Genomic DNA, 21,772 nt, shown 5'->3' with positions numbered 1-21,772 from the left:
AGTCGCTAAAAGGTTATAATCACAACCCCAGAAGAGGGGGCAGCTTGCGCCGGTGTATCCATCTAAATAAATATAGTAATTTTATAGCATGAATGAACCACTTGCAGAACGAATACGCCCCAGGACCCTGGAAGATTATATCAGCCAGTCGCATTTGGTTGGAGAAACGGGGTCCCTGACCAAACAGATAAAGAAAGGTATCATCCCGTCACTGATTTTCTGGGGGCCTCCCGGTACGGGGAAGACTACCCTGGCCAATATCATAGCCAATGAAAGTGACAGGCCTTTTTATACGCTCAGTGCTATAAGCAGCGGGGTAAAGGATGTCCGCGAGGTTATAGATAAGGCAAAGCAGAGCGGCGGTCTCTTTACGACAAAGAACCCCATACTTTTCATAGATGAGATTCACCGTTTCAGTAAGTCACAGCAGGATTCCCTGCTCGGAGCGGTGGAAAAGGGATGGGTAACCCTAATCGGGGCTACGACGGAAAATCCCAGTTTTGAGGTGATCCCCGCCTTGCTTTCCAGGTGCCAGGTATACGTACTTAATGCCTTTAACAAATCGGATATGGAAGCCCTTTTGCACCGGGCCCTGGAAAAAGACACTGTACTTTCGGGCATGAAAATCGATCTGAAAGAGACCGAGGCTCTTTTAAGGCTCTCCGGGGGAGACGGACGGAAGCTACTGAATATCTTTGAGCTGGTCATTAATTCCGAAGGAACAGAAGAAGTTACCATAACCAATGATCTCGTGCTGGAAAAGGTCCAGAAGAACACGGTGCTTTATGACAAGACCGGTGAACAGCACTACGACATTGTTTCCGCCTTTATCAAGTCCATCAGGGGAAGCGACCCTAATGGTGCAGTATACTGGCTGGCCCGCATGATAGAAGGGGGAGAGGACGTAAAATTTATAGCCAGGCGAATGCTTATACTCGCTTCGGAAGATATAGGCATAGCCAACCCTACCGCATTGGTCATAGCCAATAATACCTTCCAGGCGGTTACGACCATCGGGTACCCGGAGTCGCGGATTATCCTAAGTCAATGTGCTATATACCTGGCTACGTCACCCAAGAGCAATACGGCTTATATGGCGATAAACAGGGCGCAGGAGGCCGTAAGGAAAACAGGAGACCTTTCCGTGCCGTTACACCTCAGGAATGCGCCTACCAAGCTGATGAAAGAGCTGGGGTACGGTGAGGATTACAAATATGCACATGATTACAACCAGAATTTTGTGAACCAGGAATTCCTGCCGGATGAAATTAAAGGGACGTCATTTTACGTTCCGGCAAAAAATAGCAGGGAGAACAGCATAAAGGAATTTATGGAGAAGCGGTGGGGAGATAAATACAAGGGATAAAAGAGGTAATATAAAAATAAAAACAAAACCCATCCTTAATCGGGGTCAAGGATGGGAAAAAATTGCTATGAAAAAGAAAAAAATTAACACTAAGATCTCTTAGTGGGTTTTCAAATATACATTTTTTTTATGATATTTTTAGGAATCGGGTAAAAATTGATCAAAAAAAATCGCATAGCATTAGAATTCGGATTTTCAGGGATATAAAAAGCCGGAGCTGTTAACTCCGGCCTTGTATTAATATCGTATCTTCCTTACGAAAACATATCTTTAACTTTTTCAAAGAAAGATTTATCGCTTTTTTCAGGCTTGGGCGTAAAATGCTCGTCCTGTAACATTTGTTCGAAGAAATCCTTTTGTTCCTTGTTCAGGGTCTTAGGTGTCCATACGTTGACATGAACCAGCAGGTCCCCGCTTCCGTAACCATTGATACTGGGAATTCCCTTGCCGCGTAATCGGAGTATTTTTCCGGACTGCATGCCGGCCTCGAGTTTGATCCTTACCTTACCGGTAACAGCATCTATTTCTTTAGAGGTACCCAGCACTGCTTCCGGTATGCTCACATAAAGGTCGTAATGGAGGTTGTCACCTTCCCGTTTAAGGGTTTCGTGTTCTACTTCCCCTATCACCACGAGCAGGTCGCCGGCGATACCATTGCCGGGTGCTTCGTTTCCTTTTCCCGTTACTTTGAGTTGCATGCCATCGGCTACGCCGGCAGGTATTTTAATGGAAACCGTTTCTTCGCTTATTTTTAGTCCCTGTGCATCCGCATCGGAAGGTTTTTTTTCGATGATCTGGCCGGAACCGCCACAGGCATTACAGGGGGCGGAAGTCTGCATTCTCCCCAGAATAGTATTGGTTACACGGGTTACCTGCCCGGTACCGTGGCAGGTAGGACAGGTTTTATAAGAAACCCCGGGAGCCTGTACTTTTCGGCGAACTTTCACCTTTTTCTCCACACCCTGGGCAATTTCTTCTAAAGTCAGTTTTACGTGTATCCTGAGGTTACTTCCCTTTACACGTCGCTGACCGCCGAACCCGCTGCTGAACCCACCGAATCCGCCACCGAAGGCACTTCCGAATATATCCCCGAACTGGCTGAATATATCGTCCATGTTCATGCCGCCACCGCCAAATCCGCCGTTGCCGTCAAAAGCAGCATGCCCGTACTGATCGTACCTGGCCCGTTTATCGGGGTCGCTCAATACCTCGTATGCTTCGGCAGATTTCTTAAACATCTCTTCTGCCTTGGCATCCCCCGGATTTTTATCCGGATGGTATTGTATGGCCTTTTTTCGGTAAGCTTTTTTTATTTCTGCCGCCGAAGCATTTTTATCTACTTCCAGTATTTCGTAATAATCTTCTTTCATCTGTTCCGTTTTTTACCTGAATTTCTGCCTGAGAAACTCAGGAGGTGACCGTCAGTCGTGTTACTTTCCTACAACTACTTTAGGATATCGTATGATCTTGTCTCCAAGACGGTATCCTTTTTCTACCACATCAATGATCTTACCCTTCAACTCTTCGGCGGGTGCAGGGATCTGGGTTATGGCTTCATGCAGTTCGGCATCAAACAGATCTCCCTTGGCAGTTTCTATTTCCGTAAGACCTTTGCTTTTCAGTGCTTCCCTGAATTTGTTACTAATGAGTTCAACACCTGTAAGCAATTCATTCCTGGTGCCTGTTTCTGTCATATCTTCACCACTTTCCTGTTTCTGGATTTCGGTCAGTGCCCTGTCAAAATCATCGAGGACGGGCAACATGGCAGACACGACATCTTGTCCTGCTGTTTTAAATAGTTCTATACGCTCTTTAGCGGTTCTTTTTTTGTAATTTTCGAATTCGGCAAAGAGACGCAGAAACTTGTCTTTTTCTTTGGCAAGTTCTTCTTTCAGCTGGTCTTCAGCAGAAAGTCCCTGATCTTCTTTGTTTTCTTCAGTGACCGGAGCGTTTTGCTCATCGGCCATTATATCTTTGTCAACGGTCTTTTCGTTTTTATCCTTTTTTGCCATATTACGTAACAATTTATACAGGCTTGCATACTGCAAAAGTATTGCCAAACCTTTCAGAGCGGTATTACAGCGGTTTACGGCGTAGGAATCAGCTGTAAAAATGCCATAATGTCATTGAAGGGGTGCGGTCGTAACCATTTTCTTTGCTATACGAGGTAACTCTCCGGTTTAAGCCGGCTGCTTTTCATGGTTTATCATATTGCGTAACCACAAGGCACAGAGGACAGAGGTAAGCCCCAGGCCTCCCATAAAAAGCCAGTTGGCATTATATCCCCAGCGGGCTATGATCTCCATGCCTGTTTTGGCACTCCATATATGTGCCAGGGAAAAACTCATGGTGTACAAAGCCATATACCTGCCCTCCCTGCCTTTACTTGCCCTGCTCATGGCAAAAGCATTGGTATACGGAAAACCGATCATTTCCCCAAGGGTGATAATGGCCATGCTTAGGACAAGTATTCCGGTCCAGCCGGAATACAGAAGGATTAAGAAGCTGGCGGTCATAAGGAGTGTACTGATGTAGATAAGCCTTGGTTTCCCTGTTTTTATTTTTTCTATATAACTTACCAGGGGCATTTCAAATACAAAGATCATCAGTCCGTTTAGTGACATTAAAAGGCCGGTCTGAAACTCCGAAAGTCCGTAAACTTCTTTGTGATAGACAGGCATGGTGGTGAATAGCTGGAAAAACAACATTCCCAGGACAAAGGTAATAAAGAGGAATACCCAATAAGGCCGGTCTTTCAGAACGGGAACTCCCTCTTTCACAAGGACTGACTGTGTCGTTTCTTCCGGGGTTTTTCTCTTTTCTTTTACCAGGATTCGGAAGAGCACGATAGCAATAATGCAGGAAGCCCCGTCAATCCAGAACAGTGCGGAATATCCCATTCTTATGATAATGAGTCCGCCCAGGGCCGGGCCTGCTGCAAATCCGAGGTTGATGGCCAGGCGTACTAGGGTCAGTGCCCTGGTCCTGTTTTCGGGTTTACTATATGCACCGAGAGAGACAAACATGGCAGGGCGAAACATATCGGCTATGGTCATAATAAGAAACATGGCTATGCACAACCCTTGAAACCCGGTTATAAACTGTAGTATGAAAAACGATATTCCACTGGTAAACAGGCTGAACACCATAACCTTGTAAAAACCTATCTTATCGGCGAATTTTCCACCGAGCCAGGAACCCGCCATAGAGCCCAGGCCGAAACAGACCATGATCCACCCGATCTGGCCATAGGAAAAACGAAGATCTTCTTTGAGGTACCTGGACAAAAAGGGAAGTACCATAGTCCCTGCCCGGTTGATAAAAGTAATTAGAGTAAGGAACCAGATTTCCCTGGAAAATCCCCGGAAAGAGGATATGTACTTTTGCAGGAGTAAACGAAACATACGGGGGAAAAATTAAACGTCAAACTTACGCAATATTCGAGTAAACGAAAATGTGGAAAGTGGTTATTTTTGCATGATAAAGTAAATAAAATTATAGCTTTGCAACTGAAGCTATTCACAATACACAAAAACAGATTGAAACTATGAAGACGATGCTGGCTACACTGGTATTTCTTATCGTTTTTACCAGTTGTAAAGGGGACAAGAGATACCATGACAGGAGGGATTCTGTGACAACAGATACTACCAGTACCATATGGGATATAGAACAGTTTCAGCGAGAGCTTAACGAAGAGTTCCGGGACCCTAAAATATCACCTCTGAAAGATAAGGACAGGAAACATTTTCGAGGGCTTGATTTTTTCCCGGTCGACACTACCTGGCTGGTAAAAGCCAGGCTCGAAAGAACGCCCGGTGAATCTCCCTTTTTTATGCCTACCACAACAGAAAGGGTCACTAAAGAAGTGAGGTACGGAATATTGTATTTTGAGATTGACGGAAAGGAGTACAAGCTGAATGTCTACCAGAACCAGGAACTGATTACCCGGGAAGGATACGAAGATTATCTGTTTCTGCCTTTTTCTGACGCTACAAACGGGGAGGAAACCTACGGAGGAGGGCGTTATATAGACCTGCGCATACCCCGGGGAAAGGAAATTATAGTGGATTTTAATAAGGCGTATAATCCGTACTGTGCCTATAATAAAAAATATTCCTGTCCCATTGTGCCGGAAGAGAATATGTTGCCCATTGCCGTACGGGCCGGAGTGAAGGCATTCCAGGATAAATAAACATAGCACGAACGAAAAAAGCAGGCCCGGTTTCTCCTTAGAAACCGGGCCTGCTTGCAGTCAAAGAGTAAGGCTGAAAATTCTCAGGAACTTTAAAACTTATAGATTGCAGCCAGGACAAAGGACCCGAGACTTCCTTCAGTGGGAATACCGGTCTTGTAACTGTCCTTGTCAAAGAACCTGTCTTCGGAAACGGTATCTAAGCGAAGTTCCGGTTTAATGGTAAGATCGCCTACGGTATAGCTTCCGGTAAGGGTAAAGTCCCAGGTATTTATGTCCGGTCCGTAAACAGGGCCTCCGTCTTCCAGTTCTTTGAAGTATTCCGCCCTTAGGCCCAATGCAAAGCTCTCGGATGTTTTTACCTGAGGATACAGGGCCACTCCGTAAAATCCTCCCGCATCTTTGGTTTCGTTATAAGTAGCATTTAATCCCAGGTAGAACATATCCGTCAGATCATAACCTGTGGTAAGGTCAATCTGGAAGGTAGCCTCTTCGCTGATGGCTGTTCCGTCGTATTGCTTTCCGTAAATGGCGTTCAGCCAGGTACCTCCTTTTTCGGTTTCATATCCGAGCTGGGCTCCGAAAGTATATACTCCTGCCGGGTTGTACTCGGTGTAATCCGTAGGGTTCATTACGGCGAGCATGGCAGACCAGTTTTCGGACAGGGAGAAATCGGCTTTCAGACCGGTATGTGAAAACGGGCCGTAAGAAAACATGTATGAGGTGGAATAGTTGAAATTTCCCGTAGGGGATATAACCTCATACCCGAGAAAGGTATTGAAATTACCGAAAGTAAGGGTCACCGCATCGCTTACCGTCCAGTATACGTACAACTGGTTTACGATATTGGAGGAACCTGTGGACAGAAAGACAGCATCCTCTCCCCTGGGGCCGAAGACGAGGTCGGCTACAAAACCTACCTTTTCGCCTTCATAAGAAGCAATTACATTGGCCATGCCGAGAGCGAATCCCGGATCATTTGCGAAAGAGGAGAGAGGGGCCTGTCTTTGTTCATCTGAAAAATTATATCGGTAATAGCCATCTACGCTACCGCTTATCTGGAATTTGGCCTCTTCCTGGGCGAAAACAGTTAAATTCACAAATGCCATGATGGCAAAAAGCACTTTTTTTACGAACTTTGTCATAGTAATCGATTTCATAATAAAAAGATTAATTGTTTTGATATTTACTGGATATGTGTATGTCGAAACGCCGGAATATCTTTTTTGAATGAGGATTATTATGCGGAGCGTTCTGCCAAACGCTCCGCTTCCTTTTTCCAAAAGACTTTCAGAACTTTTACAGGGTAAGTTAGTGTTGGTTCATCCGGAAGTCGGGATAAGCTTCCATTCCTCCGTGCTCGTGAAGGTCGAGCCCCTCGAGCTCTTCTTCTTTGGAAACACGCAATCCCATGGTTTTTTTAATGGTGAATAGTATAATGAATGCCGAAACGATGCAAAATGCACCAATAATAGCCACCCCTGCAAGCTGTATCAGGAACTGGTCCATGCCTGCCATGGCGCCGAAGATACCTACGGCAAGGGTGCCCCATATTCCGCATATGAGATGAACAGCTATGGCCCCTACCGGATCGTCCAGTTTCAGTTTGTCCACTAAAGCAACACCGAAGACTATGATAACGCCGGCTATCAGCCCTATGATAATAGCATCTGTGGGGGTCATCTGATCTGCTCCTGCGGTGATACCGACCAATCCTCCCAGGATCCCGTTAAGGAACATGGTAAGGTCGTAATTCTTATACATTATAGTAGAGGATATGAAAGAGGATATACCTCCTGCAGCGGCTGCAAGACATGTGGTGACCAGGGTAAGAGAGGTAGCTCCGGGATCTGCCGAGAGTACGGAACCGCCGTTAAACCCGAACCATCCGAGCCACAGGATCAGCACCCCCGCAGTTGCCATGGGAATGTTATGCCCCGGAATGGCATTTACTTTTCCGTCTTTACCGAATTTTCCAATACGGGACCCAAGCAGGTAAACGGCTACGATGGCAGCCCATCCGCCTACGGAATGTACTAAGGTAGAACCTGCAAAATCATAGAAACCCCATTCGTCAAGGAATCCGCCTCCCCATTTCCAGGAGCCTGCTATGGGATATACGATACCTACATAAATTACGGAAAAGAGCATAAAACTTGTCAGTTTTACTCTTTCCGCTACTGCTCCGGAAACTATCGTAGCAGCTGTGGCGGCAAACATTCCCTGGAAAAGGAAATCTGTCCAGTACGTATATCCTCCGTCTGCATATGCAGTAGTAAGGCCGTCTTCCGGTAAGGAAAGCCCGAACAGGTCGATGAAATAATCCGGAAGGACACCTCCTATAAAGCTTCCGGGATACATCAGGTTAAAGCCTACAAAACAGTAAATCAGTAGACCTATACATATTATAAATACGTTTTTGAAAAGAATGTTTATTGTATTTTTCTGCCGTGTCAGGCCTATTTCCAAAAAGGAAAAACCCAGGTGCATGAAGAATACCAATCCGGTACATACCATCATCCATATATTATTGGCTGTCAATAAAGTTTCTTCCATAACTTTTTCTTTTTAATTGTTTACTTTGTCGGTTAGTTTTTTATCCGTTTGTTAGTTAAGAGAGGTTTTTCCTTTTTCACGTGTTCGTATACGGTATGTTTCTTCTACGGGAGACACAAATATTTTACCGTCACCCACACTACCTGTTACGGCGGAATCCAGAATGGCCTCTACGGCCTTTTCCGCAAATTCATCGGATACTACTATGGAGAGGTACCTTCTTTGTATATCTGCAGTGCTGTAAGTAACACCCCTGTATACATGTCCCTGTTTCTCGTTACCAAGCCCGGTAACATCCCAATAGCTGAAAAAATTAACTCCAACCTGATGAAGAGCTTCCTTGACATCATCAAATTTTGATTTTCGGATAATTGCTTCTATTTTTTTCATAAGAGAATAAATTTTATGAATGTTAAATTTATATTAAACGAATCACACCCCTTACTAAAATATACTAAATATCTTGATTTTTACGAATAATTGATAAACACCCCCTATTTTTTTAGGGGTTATTTCTAAAAATTGATGCAAAAATGACGTGTTTGTATTTGGAGTAGGTCAAAAACAATAATTTTTAGAGCAGAATGCAGAAAACGAAAACGATTTCGTTGTCTTATAGTATGGTCATTGTGCGAGTTTCTGATACTACAGCTAAAAAAGAGGTTGCCGGTATACTGAAATAGGTGCTTGGAGGAAGAGAGTAGATTGAGGTAAGAATGTTATATTAGTTGTATTAAAGGCCGTTACCTGTTATTTTTTTTGTACAAGGACCGTTCGGTAAATGATCGAAGTATGAGGCTTAAAAGCGGGGTTGTATGCTCCTGTGCCTGACAGAAGTAATATGGCGGAAGGGTGTTCTTCGGAAAGCCCAGATTTCCGTAGTTATGGGCGGAGAAAAACATAGTTGCCGTGTACCTCACGGAATATATATGCAGGCCGGTTCCCTATGGATTTATTCGATTATGGGGGGAATATTGAGTTCGGACACGGGGACATATATTTCTGTTACCCATTTTGCAGGGTTAAGGGTATGAGAAGCATCTACGGGATAAAATTCCAGATAAGGCCCGGTAGAATCCTGGGCTATCTGTCGTTCTGCAAGATAAGCAAAAGCGCTTTCCCAGGCTTCTTCAAGGTTTTCAGTATCTCCTTCCAGTGTTACCTTCAGGGCCCGGAAAGGCGATATCTCACCGGTAAGAATTTCACTCCCCGGCTCGGTAATGATTTTTGAGGAAGTAAAGACCCCGTTAGAAAATATGGTTGCATTGTTTTCTTCATCCCAGGAGTAGTAGTAAGTAAAAGGGGTGCCCGTATTGGAGATATTGTGTTTTGTGACGTATTCCCGGATGGCATTTACGCGTTCGGAAATCTTTTTCCGGCTGTCGGATATTTTACTGGAGGTGGTAGTATAGAGGTAAAAACCTCCGCCTTGTTCGGTGATGCCATCTATGGATATCGCATATTTTTTTACATTTTCCTGTATGGTACTATCCAGTTTTTCAAGGCCCCGTTCCAGTTCCGGTCCCAGTTTGTCTTCCATACTGCCTTTGTAGAGTACATATGCTTTGGATTTGAAGTCCAGCGTTCCGTTGGTTTCCCAGGTTACCCGGGTTGCATCTCCTTGCGAATCGAATTTCCAGGAAACTTCGGCCGGTTCGTGATCGTTATAAGTCAGCTTTTGTTCAAGGTGTGTATAGGGAGTTGCCGAGATAGTCTCCAGTTTTCCGTGTATCTTTTTATCCGTCCAGGTGAAACCTGCTCCGATCCCCCGCGTGGTCCGGCCGTATGTAATAGTCATATCCGGATTCTTTTCCAGCCATGGCATCCAGTCTTTCCAGTTTTTAAGGTCCTCTACATAATTATATATTACAGGTGAGTGGCCCTGAATGGTCCGGCTCCTGCTTACACTATAAGAAGAAGGCTGGATAGCAATATATATGGATATGCCTATAACCAATATTAGAAGAAGGAAAAAAAGATATTTAAGGATTTTCATGATTTCTCTTGATTTGCACCGATGCTAATTTACACAATAACGCAAATATGAGCACAAAAGATACCATAATCATTTTCTGCCGGAACAAAAAAAGACTTTTCTGACAAGGTTAAAGATTAAAGTGAGTTGGTAAACTCCGTTACCAGCCGGCTATACCGCTTCCCTGTAATTCTTGATGTTGAAATGAGGAGTAAGACTCTTTTCCGTCTTTTCCGGATAGAACCGGAAAGGCTTTTTTGTTTTCTTCTCCGTCTTATTAATGCTGAAAGTTAAAAGGAGCACATTAATAATAAGAAGCGAAAACAATACACTACAAAATGTAATCATTGCTTTTATTTTTTAAACCACGGCGCTAATTTATAATTTTTTTTAGAATAAAAGCGGTTTAAAAAAACAAAAAAATCCGTGCTGCGTTAGGGATATGGTATAAAAAGGACCATCTCTTTGAATTTCGGATAATATCTACGACTTCACCCAGCTTTTTAATACGAATAAAATTACAAGGAAGAGGATGAAGCCTATTAAAATCTTAATGCTTCCGCTATAGTGCCTGGCATGCAGCCTTTTATCTTTTCTGTAGCTAAAGAAGATCACCATGACAAAAGCGATGAAGAAAAAAATGGCGAATATGAGTTGTCCCGTTGTGAACATATATTTATTTTTAGGCAAAAATAACCATTTTATCGACAGCAAGGCCTTCGTTTAAGGGTGTCCTTTTCCTGTTAGCAGATGGGGAGGGCAATCTTCGTGCCGGGCGGGTATCCGAGGCGCCCGGGGAAAAGGCAGGTGTCGTGGTAAATCACTATTAAAACTGTAATTTTAATTGATAATGAAGAGAAAACTGGAAGCGGTAGCGGAATTTCATCGCGCATTCGGGTTGGGAATAGCCAATGCCCCCCTTGCCGATATAGGAACAGCTAAAATAGACCTGCGATATAATCTTATGGCGGAGGAAAATGAAGAATATCTGGAAGCCGCAAAGAATAACGACCTGGTGGAAGTGGCCGATGCCTTGGGAGATATGTTATATATTTTATGCGGCACCATTCTGGAACATGGCATGCAACATAAAATCGAAGAAGTATTCGAGGAAATACAACGCAGTAATATGAGTAAACTGGGTCAAAATGGTAAACCGATATACCGGGAAGACGGTAAGGTTATGAAAGGGCCGAATTATTTTAAGCCCGATATCACCAAAGTTTTGGAAAAATAAGAAAGTGCAGGTTGCAGTTTAATCTGTTTCGGGATAACTGCAACCTGCAAATATATATGTCCTGTTATTTTATTTCATAACGCCATCCGAAAGGATCTTCGGATCTGTTATACTGAATATCAATGATGGCTTTTTTGATCATGGAAGCATAAGAGTCATCTGTTTTTGGGAGTTCGAACTTTTCGTCCTTATACCCGAATCCCACTACCGGATTAATAACGGCAGCAGTACCACTTCCGAAAATCTCCTTCAGGGTTCCCTCTTTGGCCGCGGCAACAATTTCTCCGACCTTAACAGGTCTTACCTCTACTTTGATACCTTTGGATTCGGCAACAGCAATAACACTTTTTCGGGTAACCCCGTCCAATATCCTGTCGCTGGTAGGCGCCGTAATAAGCGTATCTCCTATGCGGAAAAATACATTCATGGTGCCGGCTTCTTCCAGATATTCATGGGTATTGGAATCTGTCCATATAACCTGTTGATATCCTTCTTTGTTTGCCAGGGAAGTAGGGTAGAACTGGGCGCCGTAGTTCGCGGCAGCTTTGGCATACCCTATACCGCCCGAAGCAGAACGGCTGTAGTGGTCGGCGATTTTTACACGTACCTCACCACCGTAATAAGATTGTGCCGGAGAGCATATAATTACAAATTTGTACTGTCCGGAAGGAGAAGCCATAACGCTCGGCTCCGTGGCAATTATAAAAGGACGTATGTAAAGCGAATTACCCTCTCCCTTGCGGATCCATTTCTCGTCCAGTTTGAGTAGGGTCTTCAGTCCCTCGAAAAAGTATTCTTCCGGAAATTCCGGCATGGCCATACGTACAGAAGATTTGTTGATCCTTTTAAAATTTTCATCCGGACGGAAAAGCCATACACGGTCATTATCGTCCCGGTAGGCCTTCATTCCTTCGAAAACAGCCTGGGCATAGTGAAATACCCTGGCAGAAGGATCAAGGACAAGTGGTTGGTAAGGAGTGATCTGTGGAGTTCCCCAGCTACCGTTGGCATAGTCGCAAACGAACATGTGGTCCGTAAATACACTTCCGAAAGTGAGATGATTAAAATCTACTTTTTCTATCCTGGAGCTAGCCGTTTTTTCAATTTTAATAGGAGTAACTTCTTCTGTCTTCATGGTCAAATAAATTTTAAAGCTAAAGTAATTAAATAAATACGTATACGGAATTAAAAAATCACATAAAATTCATTTATTTTGTTAGTCTGAAATAGAGAGTGATCAGTTAATTTCCTAAAAAATTGAGATATGAAGTCATTAATATTAAATTTTTTGGCAGTATTGTTTTTATTTGCCACAAGCGGCTGCAAGCAAAATGCTGAAAAAGACGGGGGCACACCTGTAGCTTATAGTTCTTTCGGGGATTCTGTGACGCCGGATAACCGTTGGGGAGCCGTGGAAATGGATAAAAAATTTACCGGGCTTCGGAAAACCGATACCATACCTGTAAAATTTACCTCTACAATCCTGGAAGTCTGCCCGAAAAAGGGATGTTGGATGAAAGTGCAACTGGATGGCGGCCGGGAAGCTATGGTACGCTTTAAGGACTACGGGTTTTTTGTGCCGAAAGACGCTTCCGGAGAAGTGGTTATCGAGGGAAAGGCTTATGTGGAAGAAATGTCGGTCAAAGACCTGAGACACTATGCCAAAGATGCCGGAAAGACCGAAGAAGAAATAGCACAGATTACCGAACCGCGGATTACCTATGCCGTTGAAGCCAACGGGGTACTTATTAAACAGTAGGGGGAGACCCGTTATTTCCGATGATCCGAACAATACATTAACCGAGTATTTTCATACCTTTTGAAAAGAAAAATAATAAAAACAGCGGACGGTTCCACCACCATACACCTGGAGGAATGGGATGAACACTACCATTCCGTTCACGGGGCCATACGGGAAGCCAGGCATGTGTTTATAAAAAACGGGCTGGACAGGCTGGCAAAAGATAAAGTATCCGTCCTTGAAATAGGTTTCGGTACAGGGCTTAATGCTTTTATAACTTTTCTGGAAGCCGAAGAGAGAAAGTTACCTGTGGAATATACCGGGGTGGAAGCCTATCCGGTTTCGTCGGAAGAACTGCAACAACTGAACTATCTTGCAGAACTGGGGGCAGAACAGTGGACTCCTTCTTTTGAAAAGATGCATGAAGTTTCCTGGGAAACACCCCATGAAATATCCGGCAGGTTTGTGCTTACCAAGAGGCAGCAGTCTTTCTCGGATATTACGGACAGAGAGAAATTTGACCTGGTGTATTTTGATGCTTTCGGGCCCAGGGTACAACCGGAGCTATGGACAGAAGATATTTTTGCAAAGATGTATGAGGCAATGAGAGAGAACGGTGTGCTGGTTACTTATTCCGCCAAAGGAAGTGTAAGGAGGGCCATGCAGGCGGTTGGGTTTACGGTAGAACGCCTGCCCGGCCCTCCAGGTAAAAGGGAAATGCTGAGAGCAATTAAATATACGGCAGTTACAGCGTGAAGAACAACGTGGTAATGCCAAAATATATAAGGAGCCCCGTAATGTCCACAATAGTGGTAATAGCCGGACTTGCAGCTACGGCCGGGTCACCTCCGAATCGTTTGACAAGTAAAGGCAGGCCTGCACCGATGATAGTTGCCGTAATCACCTGAATGGAAAGTGCCAGTGCAATGGCAAAAGCAATTCTGCTGAGACTGTAAAGTTCGGGAATAGGGGTTTCCCAGCTGAGGAAAAGTACTTTGAGGAACGCCAGTATACCCAGGCATACCGCCAGGAGCAAAGAAATCCGCGCTTCTTTCCACAATATTTTCAACCAGTCTTTTACGGAAACCTGGCCTAATGCCATAGCCCGGACCACAACAGTTGCTGCCTGGCTCCCCGAATTTCCCCCGGTGTCGGCTACCATGGGCATGTACAGGGCGAGTATAAGGAAGTTTTTCAGGACATTCTCGTAACCATGGATAATAAGGCCGGAGATAATTCCGAAGACAGCCAGGGAAATGATCCATACTGCACGTTTTTTAAAATGTTTCCAGCTGGAAGTGGCTATGTAGTCCAGTTCGTTTTTATCCGGAACGATCCCCATGAATTTTTCCATATCTTCGGTTTGCTCGACCCGGATAATATCTATGGCTTCATCATGGGTGACGATCCCTGCCAACCGGTTTTCCCGGTTTAGCACGGGAATGGCAACAAGGTCGTATTTTTCAATTTTTTGCGCTACTTTTTCACGGTCTTCATCGGCATAGGCAAAGACAAACTCCTGGTGGAGCATATGTCTGACCAGAGAGGAAGGGGCTGCCATGATCAGGTCCTTAAGTGTTACGAAACCTTGCATTTTTTGCTCTTCGTCCACTACATAGATATAATATACCGTCCGTTTGGAAGGCGCATCACTTCTGATTTTAGCCATGGCCTCTGCACAGGTCATAGACTGTTGGATAGTCGCAAAATCGGTGCTCATAATACCTCCGGCGGTTTCGGGAGGATATGCGCTCAACCGGATGACATTTTCCCGGACGGTTTTGGACAAAAAGGGTAAGAGGGCTGTCTGCTCTTCTGGTGTAAGACGGGGGAACATGTCTGCCCTGCTCTCGGAAGGCATGTTTTCGAAAATCAGTGCAAACCTTTTTACACCGGCAGACCTGAAGAGGGCGAGCTGCCGTGCCAGAGGAAAGTCCGAAACTATAGCACCCTGCTGTTTAGGTGTAAATCCGGAGAGTATATGAAGCTGGTGGCCCTCATCTATCCTCAGCAGCAGTTCGCTTACCTCGATAACAGGCATCTTTTTCAGAAGCGGGATCACCGTAGTGATCTGGTCAATGTGCCAGAACTCGTCAAAAAGTTGTTGCAGTTTTGTACGGATCATAATACTTTTTGGTTTGTGTAATGCTTCTTACCTCATCACACATGCCAAAAAATACCGTGTAATTATGGTAGGGAAGAATTACTGATTAAATGTTTGGGACCTGTGTCCATGTGGAATATCATTTATATTTCAGGGCGCAAAAGTAAAACGTTTTTTTAAATAAGAAGAAGGGGGGACTCTTATAAAAAGATTAAAATTATACAGGTCCTGGTTTTAGGGTATAAAAAAGGAGTGTATTTCTGTAAAAATAAGGGGCGAAAGGTAAAACCGGATACCTTCCGTTTGCATTCATTTTCGTAAATTTGATTAAACTCATAAAATATTTCAGCACATCATGGCATCCGCATATGAAAGTAATCCTGTTTTAGAAAAACTTCCTGCACATTTGAGACAGTTTGTAAAACCTCAGAACTATGAGGATTACTCTGCCATAAACCAGGCGGTATGGCGTTATGTAATGCGCAAAAATGTCGACTACCTGAGTAAGGTAGCTCATTCCTCGTACCTGGACGGGTTGCGGCAAACGGGCATATCCATAGACAGTATACCTAATATGTACGGTATGAACCGTATCCTCGAAGAAATAGGCTGGGCTGCCGTTGCGGTAGACGGTTTTATACCCCCGGCCGCATTTATGGAGTTCCAGGCTTATAATGTACTGGTGATTGCCTCCGACATACGTCAGCTGGAACATATCGAATATACCCCTGCTCCCGATATCATTCACGAGGGAGCGGGACATGCACCGATCATTGCCAACCCGGAGTATGCGGAATACCTGAGGAGGTTCGGGGAAATAGGCTGTAAGGCAATATCCAGTGCAAAGGATTATGAAATGTATGAGGCCATCCGCCATTTATCTATTATAAAAGAAGCACCGGGGACGCCGGACGAGGAAATTGAAGAAGCGGAGAAAAGAGTAGACGAACTTCAGAAAAATATGGGAGAGCCCAGCGAAATGGCCCTGATCCGGAACCTGCACTGGTGGACAGTGGAATACGGGCTCATAGGCTCGGTGGAAAATCCTAAAATTTACGGGGCCGGTCTCCTATCTTCCATAGGGGAAAGTGCCTGGTGCATGACAGACAATGTACAGAAGCTTCCGTACAATATCGAAGCAGCTTACCGTGAGTTTGACATTACCAGGCCACAACCACAGCTGTATGTGACTCCGGATTTTGCCCATCTGAGCCTGGTACTGGAGGAATTTGCCAATACCATGGCATTGCGTACCGGCGGACTTAGCGGTATGCGTAAACTGATCGTATCCGGTGCTTTGGGGACTGCCGAACTGAGCACGGGACTACAGATTTCCGGAATATTCACAGATGCCATAGAATATGAGGGTAAGCCGGTTTACCTGCAAACTACCGGAAAAACCGCCCTGTCATACCGGGAAAAAGAGCTCGTAGGTCATGGTACGGCATATCATGCTGAAGGTTTTGGCAGCCCCGTAGGAAAACTGAAGGGCATTAACCTTGCCATAGAAGATATGAGCCCCCGGGATCTTAAAGCGTACAATATCTATGAAGGTGAAAGGGTTACCCTGGAATTTGAAGGCGGTATAGAAGTTACCGGAGATATCATTACCGGAACGAGAAATCTTCAGGGAAAAATCATTCTCATCAGTTTCAGGAACTGCACGGTAACCTACGGGGAGAAAATACTCTTTAAACCGGAGTGGGGTATATACGATATGGCCGTAGGCAAAAAAGTGGTGTCCGCTTTTTCGGGGCCGGCAGATACAAAGAGTTTTGACCTTATTACCCATGTTCCTTCGGAGAAGACCATTAAGGTGAAAAAATCCGTAGAGCAGTCTGCTCTCGAAACACTGTACCAGAATGTGAGAGATATACGCGAAGGCAGGGAAATATCCACTGCCATGCACGGTATTTTCGAAAGCCTGAAAGCGGATCACCCCAAGGATTGGTTGCTCCCTGTAGAATTGTACGAACTTGCCGTGGATCAGGGAGATGACGCTTTTGCCCGGGAGATATTGCTTTACCTGGACAAGATGAAAACAGATTTTCCCGGGATAGCCCACCTCATCGAAGGCGGGATTGGCCTGGTGGATAACAACCTCGTAAGGTAACTGGTCCGTTTAATGGATGGCTCTGGCTTCTGCCTCGCAGGTTTTCCCGTGCCGGTGGTTATAAGGGGATGTTCCCGTGTTTCCGCTTCGGATTGTCGGCCCGTTTGTTTTCCAGCATGGCGAACGCTTTTAAAAGCTTCCTCCTGGTATCCTGTGGTAGTATGACCTCGTCAATAAACCCACGGTTGGCGGCGATATACGGATTGGCAAATAAACGGGAGTACTCGGCTTCCTTTTCCATAAGTTTTGTGTCCGGGTCTTCCGCGTCGGAAATCTCCTTTTTAAAAATGATCTCCGCTGCTCCCTTGGCTCCCATTACGGCGATCTCCGCACATGGCCAGGCAAAGTTAAAGTCCGCTCCTATGTGTTTGGAATTCATGACATCATAAGCTCCTCCGTATGCTTTCCGGGTAATGACCGTGATTCTCGGTACGGTAGCCTCACTAAAAGCATAAAGTAGTTTGGCCCCGTTAGATATAATGCCGTTCCATTCCTGGTCCGTCCCCGGTAAAAAGCCGGGCACATCAACGAGTACCAGTAAAGGAATATTGAAGCTATCGCAGAAACGCACAAAACGCGAAGCTTTTTTGGAACTGTCTACGTCCAGTACCCCGGCCAAAACCATAGGCTGGTTGGCGACAATGCCTATACTGCGCCCTCCCAGCCGGGCAAATCCCGTAATAATATTGGCGGCATAATCCTTATGTATCTCAAAAAAAGAACCGGTATCGATAATGCCCGATATCACTTCATGCATATCATAAGGTTTATTGGTGTGATCGGGAATGACAGAAAGAAGGCTTTCCCGTATTTCATCTTCCGGTTCAAAGGGCAGGGACAGAGGTTTTTCCCTGTTGTTCTGGGGTAGATATCCCAGCAGTTTTTTGATGTCCTCCAGGCATTCTGTATCATTCGGGGCGGTGATATGAGCCACGCCCGATTTGGAGGCATGGGTCCCGGCACCTCCCAGTTCTTCGGAAGTGACATTTTCATTGGTCACCGTTTTTACCACATTGGGCCCGGTGACGAACATGTAACTGGTGTCCTGTACCATGATCGTGAAGTCCGTAATGGCAGGGGAGTATACGGCACCGCCTGCACATGGCCCCATAATAGCGGAAATCTGGGGGACTACCCCCGAAGCCTTTACATTGCGGTAAAAGATATCTGCATACCCTCCCAGGGAACGGACACCTTCCTGTATACGTGCCCCACCGGAATCATTCAGTCCTATGATGGGGATTCCGGAGGTCAGGGCCAGGTCCATTACCTTACATATTTTTTCGGCATGAGTCTCGGAAAGGGCACCCCCGAATACGGTAAAATCCTGTGCAAATACGTATACGGGACGCCGGTTAACAGTACCGTAACCGGTGACCACTCCATCTCCGTAATACTGCTGTTTTTCCATCCCGAAATCTTTGGTACGGTGTATGACCAGGGCACCGATCTCTTCGAAAGAACCATTGTCCAGCAGGTATTCAACCCGTTCCCTGGCGGTCAGTTTCTTTTTCTGATGTTGTTTTTCTATCCGTTCCCGGCCACCGCCAAGATAAGCTTTGGCCAGTTTCTCGTTCAGGTCTTTTATTTCGGAATCCATAGTGTAATTTTGTTTTTGCAATGGTTATACCCCCGGAATTCGTAATTTTTTCAGGTCTTCCGTATATTGTTTTACGGCGATCAGAGCGGCCATCCTGGCGGCCTCTTCCTGTTCCGATCTCAATGTTTCGGGAGTGTAATGCTTCTGGATGAAATGAGTGTCAAAATTCCCCGAGCGGAATGCGTCGTGCGTACAGACGAACTTCCCGAAAGGCAGGGTGGTTTCCACACCTTCCACAATGTAGTTTTCAATGGCAAGGATCATGGTTTGTATGGCTTCTTCCCTGGTCTTGCCATAGGTTATGAGTTTGGCCAGCATGGGGTCGTAAAAAATGGGGACGTCCATACCGGTTTCAAACCCGTTATCCACACGGATGTTTTCCCCGGAAGGGATTTGATAGCGTTCCAGGTGTCCCACGCTCGGCAGAAAATCGTTCAGGGGATCTTCCGCGTATACCCGGAGTTCCAGTGCGTGGCCGCGGATCGTGAGGTCTTCCTGCCGCAGCGAAAGTTTTTCTCCCCGGGCTACCCGTATCTGAAGTTCCACGAGATCCGTTCCGGTAATCCACTCCGTGACCGGATGCTCCACCTGCAGGCGGGTATTCATTTCCAGAAAGTAAAAGTTATGATTTTCATCCAGCAGAAATTCTACGGTTCCGGCACCCCTGTAACCGCATGCTTTGGCAACTTTGACGGCAGCTTCTCCCATGTTTTTACGGAGCTCCGGGCTCAGGACAGCCGAAGGGGCCTCTTCTATGACCTTCTGATGCCTCCTTTGTATGCTGCACTCCCTTTCGAAAAGGTGGATAATATTGCCGTGATTGTCGGCCATGACCTGTATTTCTATATGCCTTGGAGAAGCGACGTACTTTTCGATAAAAACAGAACCGTCCCCGAATGCGGAACTGGCCTCACTGATGGCTCTCTGTATTTGTGAGTCGAGTTCAGTTTTTGTCTTTACCACCCGCATTCCCTTTCCGCCGCCGCCGGCAGAAGCTTTAATGAGTATCGGGTAGCCTATCTCATCTGCTATGCGTTTCGCTTCTTCGGTATTTGTCAGGGCATGATCCGTTCCGGGCACCATGGGGATATCGTAAGCGCTTACGGCTTCTTTGGCTGCCAGCTTGCTTCCCATAGTACGTATGGCAGATGATGGCGGACCTATAAAAATAATATTGTTTTCTTCGGCTTTTTCGGCAAACCCGGCATTCTCACTGAGGAAACCATATCCCGGATGTATGGCATCCGCCCCCGTTTGCAGTGCTGCGTTGATAATGTTGTCTGCCGAGAGATAAGACTTTTCCGGAGAAGCCTGACCTATATAAACGGCTTCGTCAGCATATTTCACATGCGGGGCGTTCCGGTCGGCCTCCGAATATACGGCAACCGTGGATATCCCCATTTTTTTGATGGTTCGCATGACACGCAGGGCAATTTCCCCGCGATTGGCTATCAGTATTTTTCTCACTCCCTAAGGTTTTGGTGGTGTTATTGATGTTTTAAGAATATTCCAAAGTGAATTAAAGGGAAAAACTACTATTCATATTCCAGCAGCAACTCTCCCTTGTCAACCGAATTTCCTTTGTTGACCACGATAGATTTTATAATGCCGTCACGGGGGGAAAGAATAACATTTTCCATTTTCATGGCTTCCAGAATGAGAAGCGTATCGTTTTCCCGGACTTTCTGACCTTCCTCCACCTGAATATCCAGCACCAGCCCCGGCATTGGAGCCTTGATTTCCGATATGTGGCCGGTTTCGCTGCGGGTAAAACCCATATCTTCGATAAGACGGTCAATGTCATCGGATATTTTTACCCTGTGTGTATTGCCATTTATCTGTATAGTATAAGTTTTCCGTAAAAAATCGGCTTCTACGATCTGTACTTTGCCGGAACGGTTATTTTTCAGTACATGGAAAGAATCCTGTCCTGTTTTTACCATGTCAAGGGAAACAGCTTCTGAAGCATCGATTGTAAAACCGAAAGTGTCATTGACGTTTACATTATATGTTTTGTCCATAGATGACCGGATGTTAAGAATATTTTAGTGTTCACGGGCGGAAGACAAGACTCAGATATACTACGTATCGCATGTTAAGGCCGTTCCGCACAGAGATTTAAAAAGATACAGGTATAAATATAGGAATTCTTTGGTGTTAGACCTTAAATTGAGAATTATCCTGATGTCTTTTTATGACCTTTCTCGATAAAAACAGCCCGATGGCGAGGGAGAGGAAAGCGCCGGCCCAGGTTCCGGGAATGAAATTTATGAACAGGAAAAAATCATAGGCGCCGTGAAAAAGTACCGCAAGGAACAGTCCGCAAAGATTGAGCATTTGCCAGTTCCTCGAAAATTTGGCCTTCCCCATAAAATACCCCATAAGTATCCCGAAGGTCGCATGGGCCGGAACAGCTGTAAAAGCCCGGACCAGGGCTACCTGATACCCGCCGCCGAGTACGTACATCAGATTTTCGGTTGCGGCAAAGCCCATGGAGACCATTACCGCATACACAATGCCGTCGAAAGGTTCGTTAAAGGCTTTTTTCGGTTGGGCAAAATAGCGTATTATAACATATTTACTGAATTCTTCCGTAAGTCCTACCACCAGAAAGGCCCTTATGAATTCCTGAAAAATATTGTTGTTGTAATGAAGCGGAATAACCCGTTGGTATACTGCTGAGATAAGCATGGTTATTATTACACTGACTATTGCGCCTAAAACAAAACTGAAAAACAATAGCTGCAAAGGCTCTTTTTCATACCTGTCTTTGAGGTATATATAAAGGATTACCGCTACAATTGGGGCCAGGGCCGAAACAATGAGATAATTCATAGGGGAAAAATAAACAAAATATGCAAATAACCGGATATTTCAGAAATGTA

21 protein-coding genes are annotated in these 21,772 nt (G+C 45.2%); 6 read left to right on the top strand and 15 right to left on the bottom strand.

Annotated features, from left to right (window positions below; all coding sequences use genetic code 11):
- The first annotated feature begins 88 nt into the window (after window positions 1-88).
- Window positions 89-1,366, top strand: coding sequence for a replication-associated recombination protein A (locus tag ED312_RS16735; protein WP_123217165.1), 1,278 nt, complete (start codon window positions 89-91; stop codon window positions 1,364-1,366).
- A 254-nt stretch (window positions 1,367-1,620) separates the two neighbouring features.
- Here the strand turns inward: ED312_RS16735 and dnaJ are convergent, their stop codons facing one another.
- The 3 genes from dnaJ to ED312_RS16720 form a co-directional block, all read right to left on the bottom strand.
- Entirely contained in the window at window positions 1,621-2,736 is a 1,116-nt protein-coding gene (gene dnaJ / locus ED312_RS16730) for a molecular chaperone DnaJ (RefSeq protein WP_123217164.1), read from the bottom strand.
- A gap of 60 nt (window positions 2,737-2,796) precedes the next feature.
- Window positions 2,797-3,378: a nucleotide exchange factor GrpE gene (locus ED312_RS16725; RefSeq protein WP_123217163.1), complete on the bottom strand. Its 582-nt coding sequence runs from the start codon at window positions 3,376-3,378 to the stop codon at window positions 2,797-2,799.
- Between the two features lie 168 nt (window positions 3,379-3,546).
- Entirely contained in the window at window positions 3,547-4,770 is a 1,224-nt protein-coding gene (locus ED312_RS16720; RefSeq protein WP_123217162.1) for an MDR family MFS transporter, read from the bottom strand.
- A gap of 143 nt (window positions 4,771-4,913) precedes the next feature.
- Between ED312_RS16720 and ED312_RS16715 the strand changes: the two genes are divergently transcribed.
- Window positions 4,914-5,561 carry a DUF1684 domain-containing protein gene (locus ED312_RS16715; RefSeq protein WP_123217161.1) on the top strand — a complete coding sequence of 216 codons (648 nt, stop codon included), beginning with the start codon at window positions 4,914-4,916 and terminating at the stop codon, window positions 5,559-5,561.
- A gap of 92 nt (window positions 5,562-5,653) precedes the next feature.
- Here ED312_RS16715 and ED312_RS16710 read toward each other — a convergent pair whose 3' ends face one another.
- The 6 genes from ED312_RS16710 to ED312_RS16690 all read right to left on the bottom strand — a co-directional run bounded on the left by ED312_RS16710 (window position 5,654) and on the right by ED312_RS16690 (window position 10,764).
- Window positions 5,654-6,721, bottom strand: coding sequence for a porin (locus tag ED312_RS16710; protein WP_123217176.1), 1,068 nt, complete (start codon window positions 6,719-6,721; stop codon window positions 5,654-5,656).
- 151 nt (window positions 6,722-6,872) lie between these two features.
- On the bottom strand, window positions 6,873-8,117 hold the full coding sequence (locus tag ED312_RS16705) for an ammonium transporter (protein WP_123217160.1): 1,245 nt from the start codon (window positions 8,115-8,117) through the stop codon (window positions 6,873-6,875).
- A 51-nt stretch (window positions 8,118-8,168) separates the two neighbouring features.
- Window positions 8,169-8,507: a P-II family nitrogen regulator gene (locus ED312_RS16700; RefSeq protein WP_123217159.1), complete on the bottom strand. Its 339-nt coding sequence runs from the start codon at window positions 8,505-8,507 to the stop codon at window positions 8,169-8,171.
- A 562-nt stretch (window positions 8,508-9,069) separates the two neighbouring features.
- A complete protein-coding gene (locus tag ED312_RS16695; RefSeq protein ID WP_123217158.1) occupies window positions 9,070-10,113 on the bottom strand; it encodes an SRPBCC family protein in 1,044 nt (347 codons plus the stop codon).
- Between the two features lie 150 nt (window positions 10,114-10,263).
- Window positions 10,264-10,440, bottom strand: coding sequence for a hypothetical protein (locus ED312_RS23840; RefSeq protein ID WP_170164541.1), 177 nt, complete (start codon window positions 10,438-10,440; stop codon window positions 10,264-10,266).
- A 135-nt stretch (window positions 10,441-10,575) separates the two neighbouring features.
- Window positions 10,576-10,764, bottom strand: a complete 189-nt coding sequence (locus tag ED312_RS16690; protein WP_123217157.1) for a hypothetical protein — start codon at window positions 10,762-10,764, stop codon at window positions 10,576-10,578.
- Window positions 10,765-10,942: 178 nt separating this feature from the next.
- Between ED312_RS16690 and ED312_RS16685 the strand changes: the two genes are divergently transcribed.
- Window positions 10,943-11,329, top strand: coding sequence for a pyrophosphohydrolase domain-containing protein (locus tag ED312_RS16685; RefSeq protein ID WP_123217156.1), 387 nt, complete (start codon window positions 10,943-10,945; stop codon window positions 11,327-11,329).
- Between the two features lie 64 nt (window positions 11,330-11,393).
- Here ED312_RS16685 and ED312_RS16680 read toward each other — a convergent pair whose 3' ends face one another.
- Window positions 11,394-12,464 (bottom strand): branched-chain amino acid aminotransferase, encoded by a 1,071-nt coding sequence (locus ED312_RS16680; protein ID WP_123217155.1) that lies wholly within the window; start codon window positions 12,462-12,464, stop codon window positions 11,394-11,396.
- A gap of 129 nt (window positions 12,465-12,593) precedes the next feature.
- Between ED312_RS16680 and ED312_RS16675 the strand changes: the two genes are divergently transcribed.
- The gene (locus tag ED312_RS16675; RefSeq protein ID WP_123217154.1) at window positions 12,594-13,088 is read left to right on the top strand and encodes a DUF4920 domain-containing protein; all 495 of its coding nucleotides are present in this window, start codon (window positions 12,594-12,596) and stop codon (window positions 13,086-13,088) included.
- 60 nt (window positions 13,089-13,148) lie between these two features.
- Window positions 13,149-13,826: a tRNA (5-methylaminomethyl-2-thiouridine)(34)-methyltransferase MnmD gene (gene mnmD / locus ED312_RS16670; protein WP_123217153.1), complete on the top strand. Its 678-nt coding sequence runs from the start codon at window positions 13,149-13,151 to the stop codon at window positions 13,824-13,826.
- On the opposite strand, the gene mgtE is transcribed toward mnmD, so the two are convergent.
- Entirely contained in the window at window positions 13,816-15,195 is a 1,380-nt protein-coding gene (gene mgtE, locus ED312_RS16665) for a magnesium transporter (protein ID WP_123217152.1), read from the bottom strand. The genes mnmD and mgtE overlap by 11 nt on opposite strands.
- 334 nt (window positions 15,196-15,529) lie before the next feature.
- Here mgtE and ED312_RS16660 point away from each other — a divergent pair, with 334 nt between their 5' ends.
- Window positions 15,530-17,287, top strand: coding sequence for an aromatic amino acid hydroxylase (locus ED312_RS16660; protein WP_123217151.1), 1,758 nt, complete (start codon window positions 15,530-15,532; stop codon window positions 17,285-17,287).
- 58 nt (window positions 17,288-17,345) lie between these two features.
- On the opposite strand, the gene ED312_RS16655 is transcribed toward ED312_RS16660, so the two are convergent.
- The 4 genes from ED312_RS16655 to ED312_RS16640 form a co-directional block, all read right to left on the bottom strand.
- Window positions 17,346-18,887: an acyl-CoA carboxylase subunit beta gene (locus ED312_RS16655; RefSeq protein ID WP_123217150.1), complete on the bottom strand. Its 1,542-nt coding sequence runs from the start codon at window positions 18,885-18,887 to the stop codon at window positions 17,346-17,348.
- Window positions 18,888-18,911: 24 nt separating this feature from the next.
- The gene (gene accC / locus ED312_RS16650; protein ID WP_123217149.1) at window positions 18,912-20,354 is read right to left on the bottom strand and encodes an acetyl-CoA carboxylase biotin carboxylase subunit; all 1,443 of its coding nucleotides are present in this window, start codon (window positions 20,352-20,354) and stop codon (window positions 18,912-18,914) included.
- A gap of 68 nt (window positions 20,355-20,422) precedes the next feature.
- The gene (locus tag ED312_RS16645) at window positions 20,423-20,908 is read right to left on the bottom strand and encodes an acetyl-CoA carboxylase biotin carboxyl carrier protein subunit (RefSeq protein WP_123217148.1); all 486 of its coding nucleotides are present in this window, start codon (window positions 20,906-20,908) and stop codon (window positions 20,423-20,425) included.
- Window positions 20,909-21,044: 136 nt separating this feature from the next.
- The gene (locus tag ED312_RS16640) at window positions 21,045-21,722 is read right to left on the bottom strand and encodes a PrsW family intramembrane metalloprotease (RefSeq protein WP_123217147.1); all 678 of its coding nucleotides are present in this window, start codon (window positions 21,720-21,722) and stop codon (window positions 21,045-21,047) included.
- Window positions 21,723-21,772 lie beyond the last annotated feature (50 nt).

It is taken from the genome of Sinomicrobium pectinilyticum, assembly GCF_003725735.1.
GTDB lineage: Bacteria > Bacteroidota > Bacteroidia > Flavobacteriales > Flavobacteriaceae > Sinomicrobium > Sinomicrobium pectinilyticum.
This window is presented reverse-complemented; position numbering and strand designations above follow the sequence as displayed.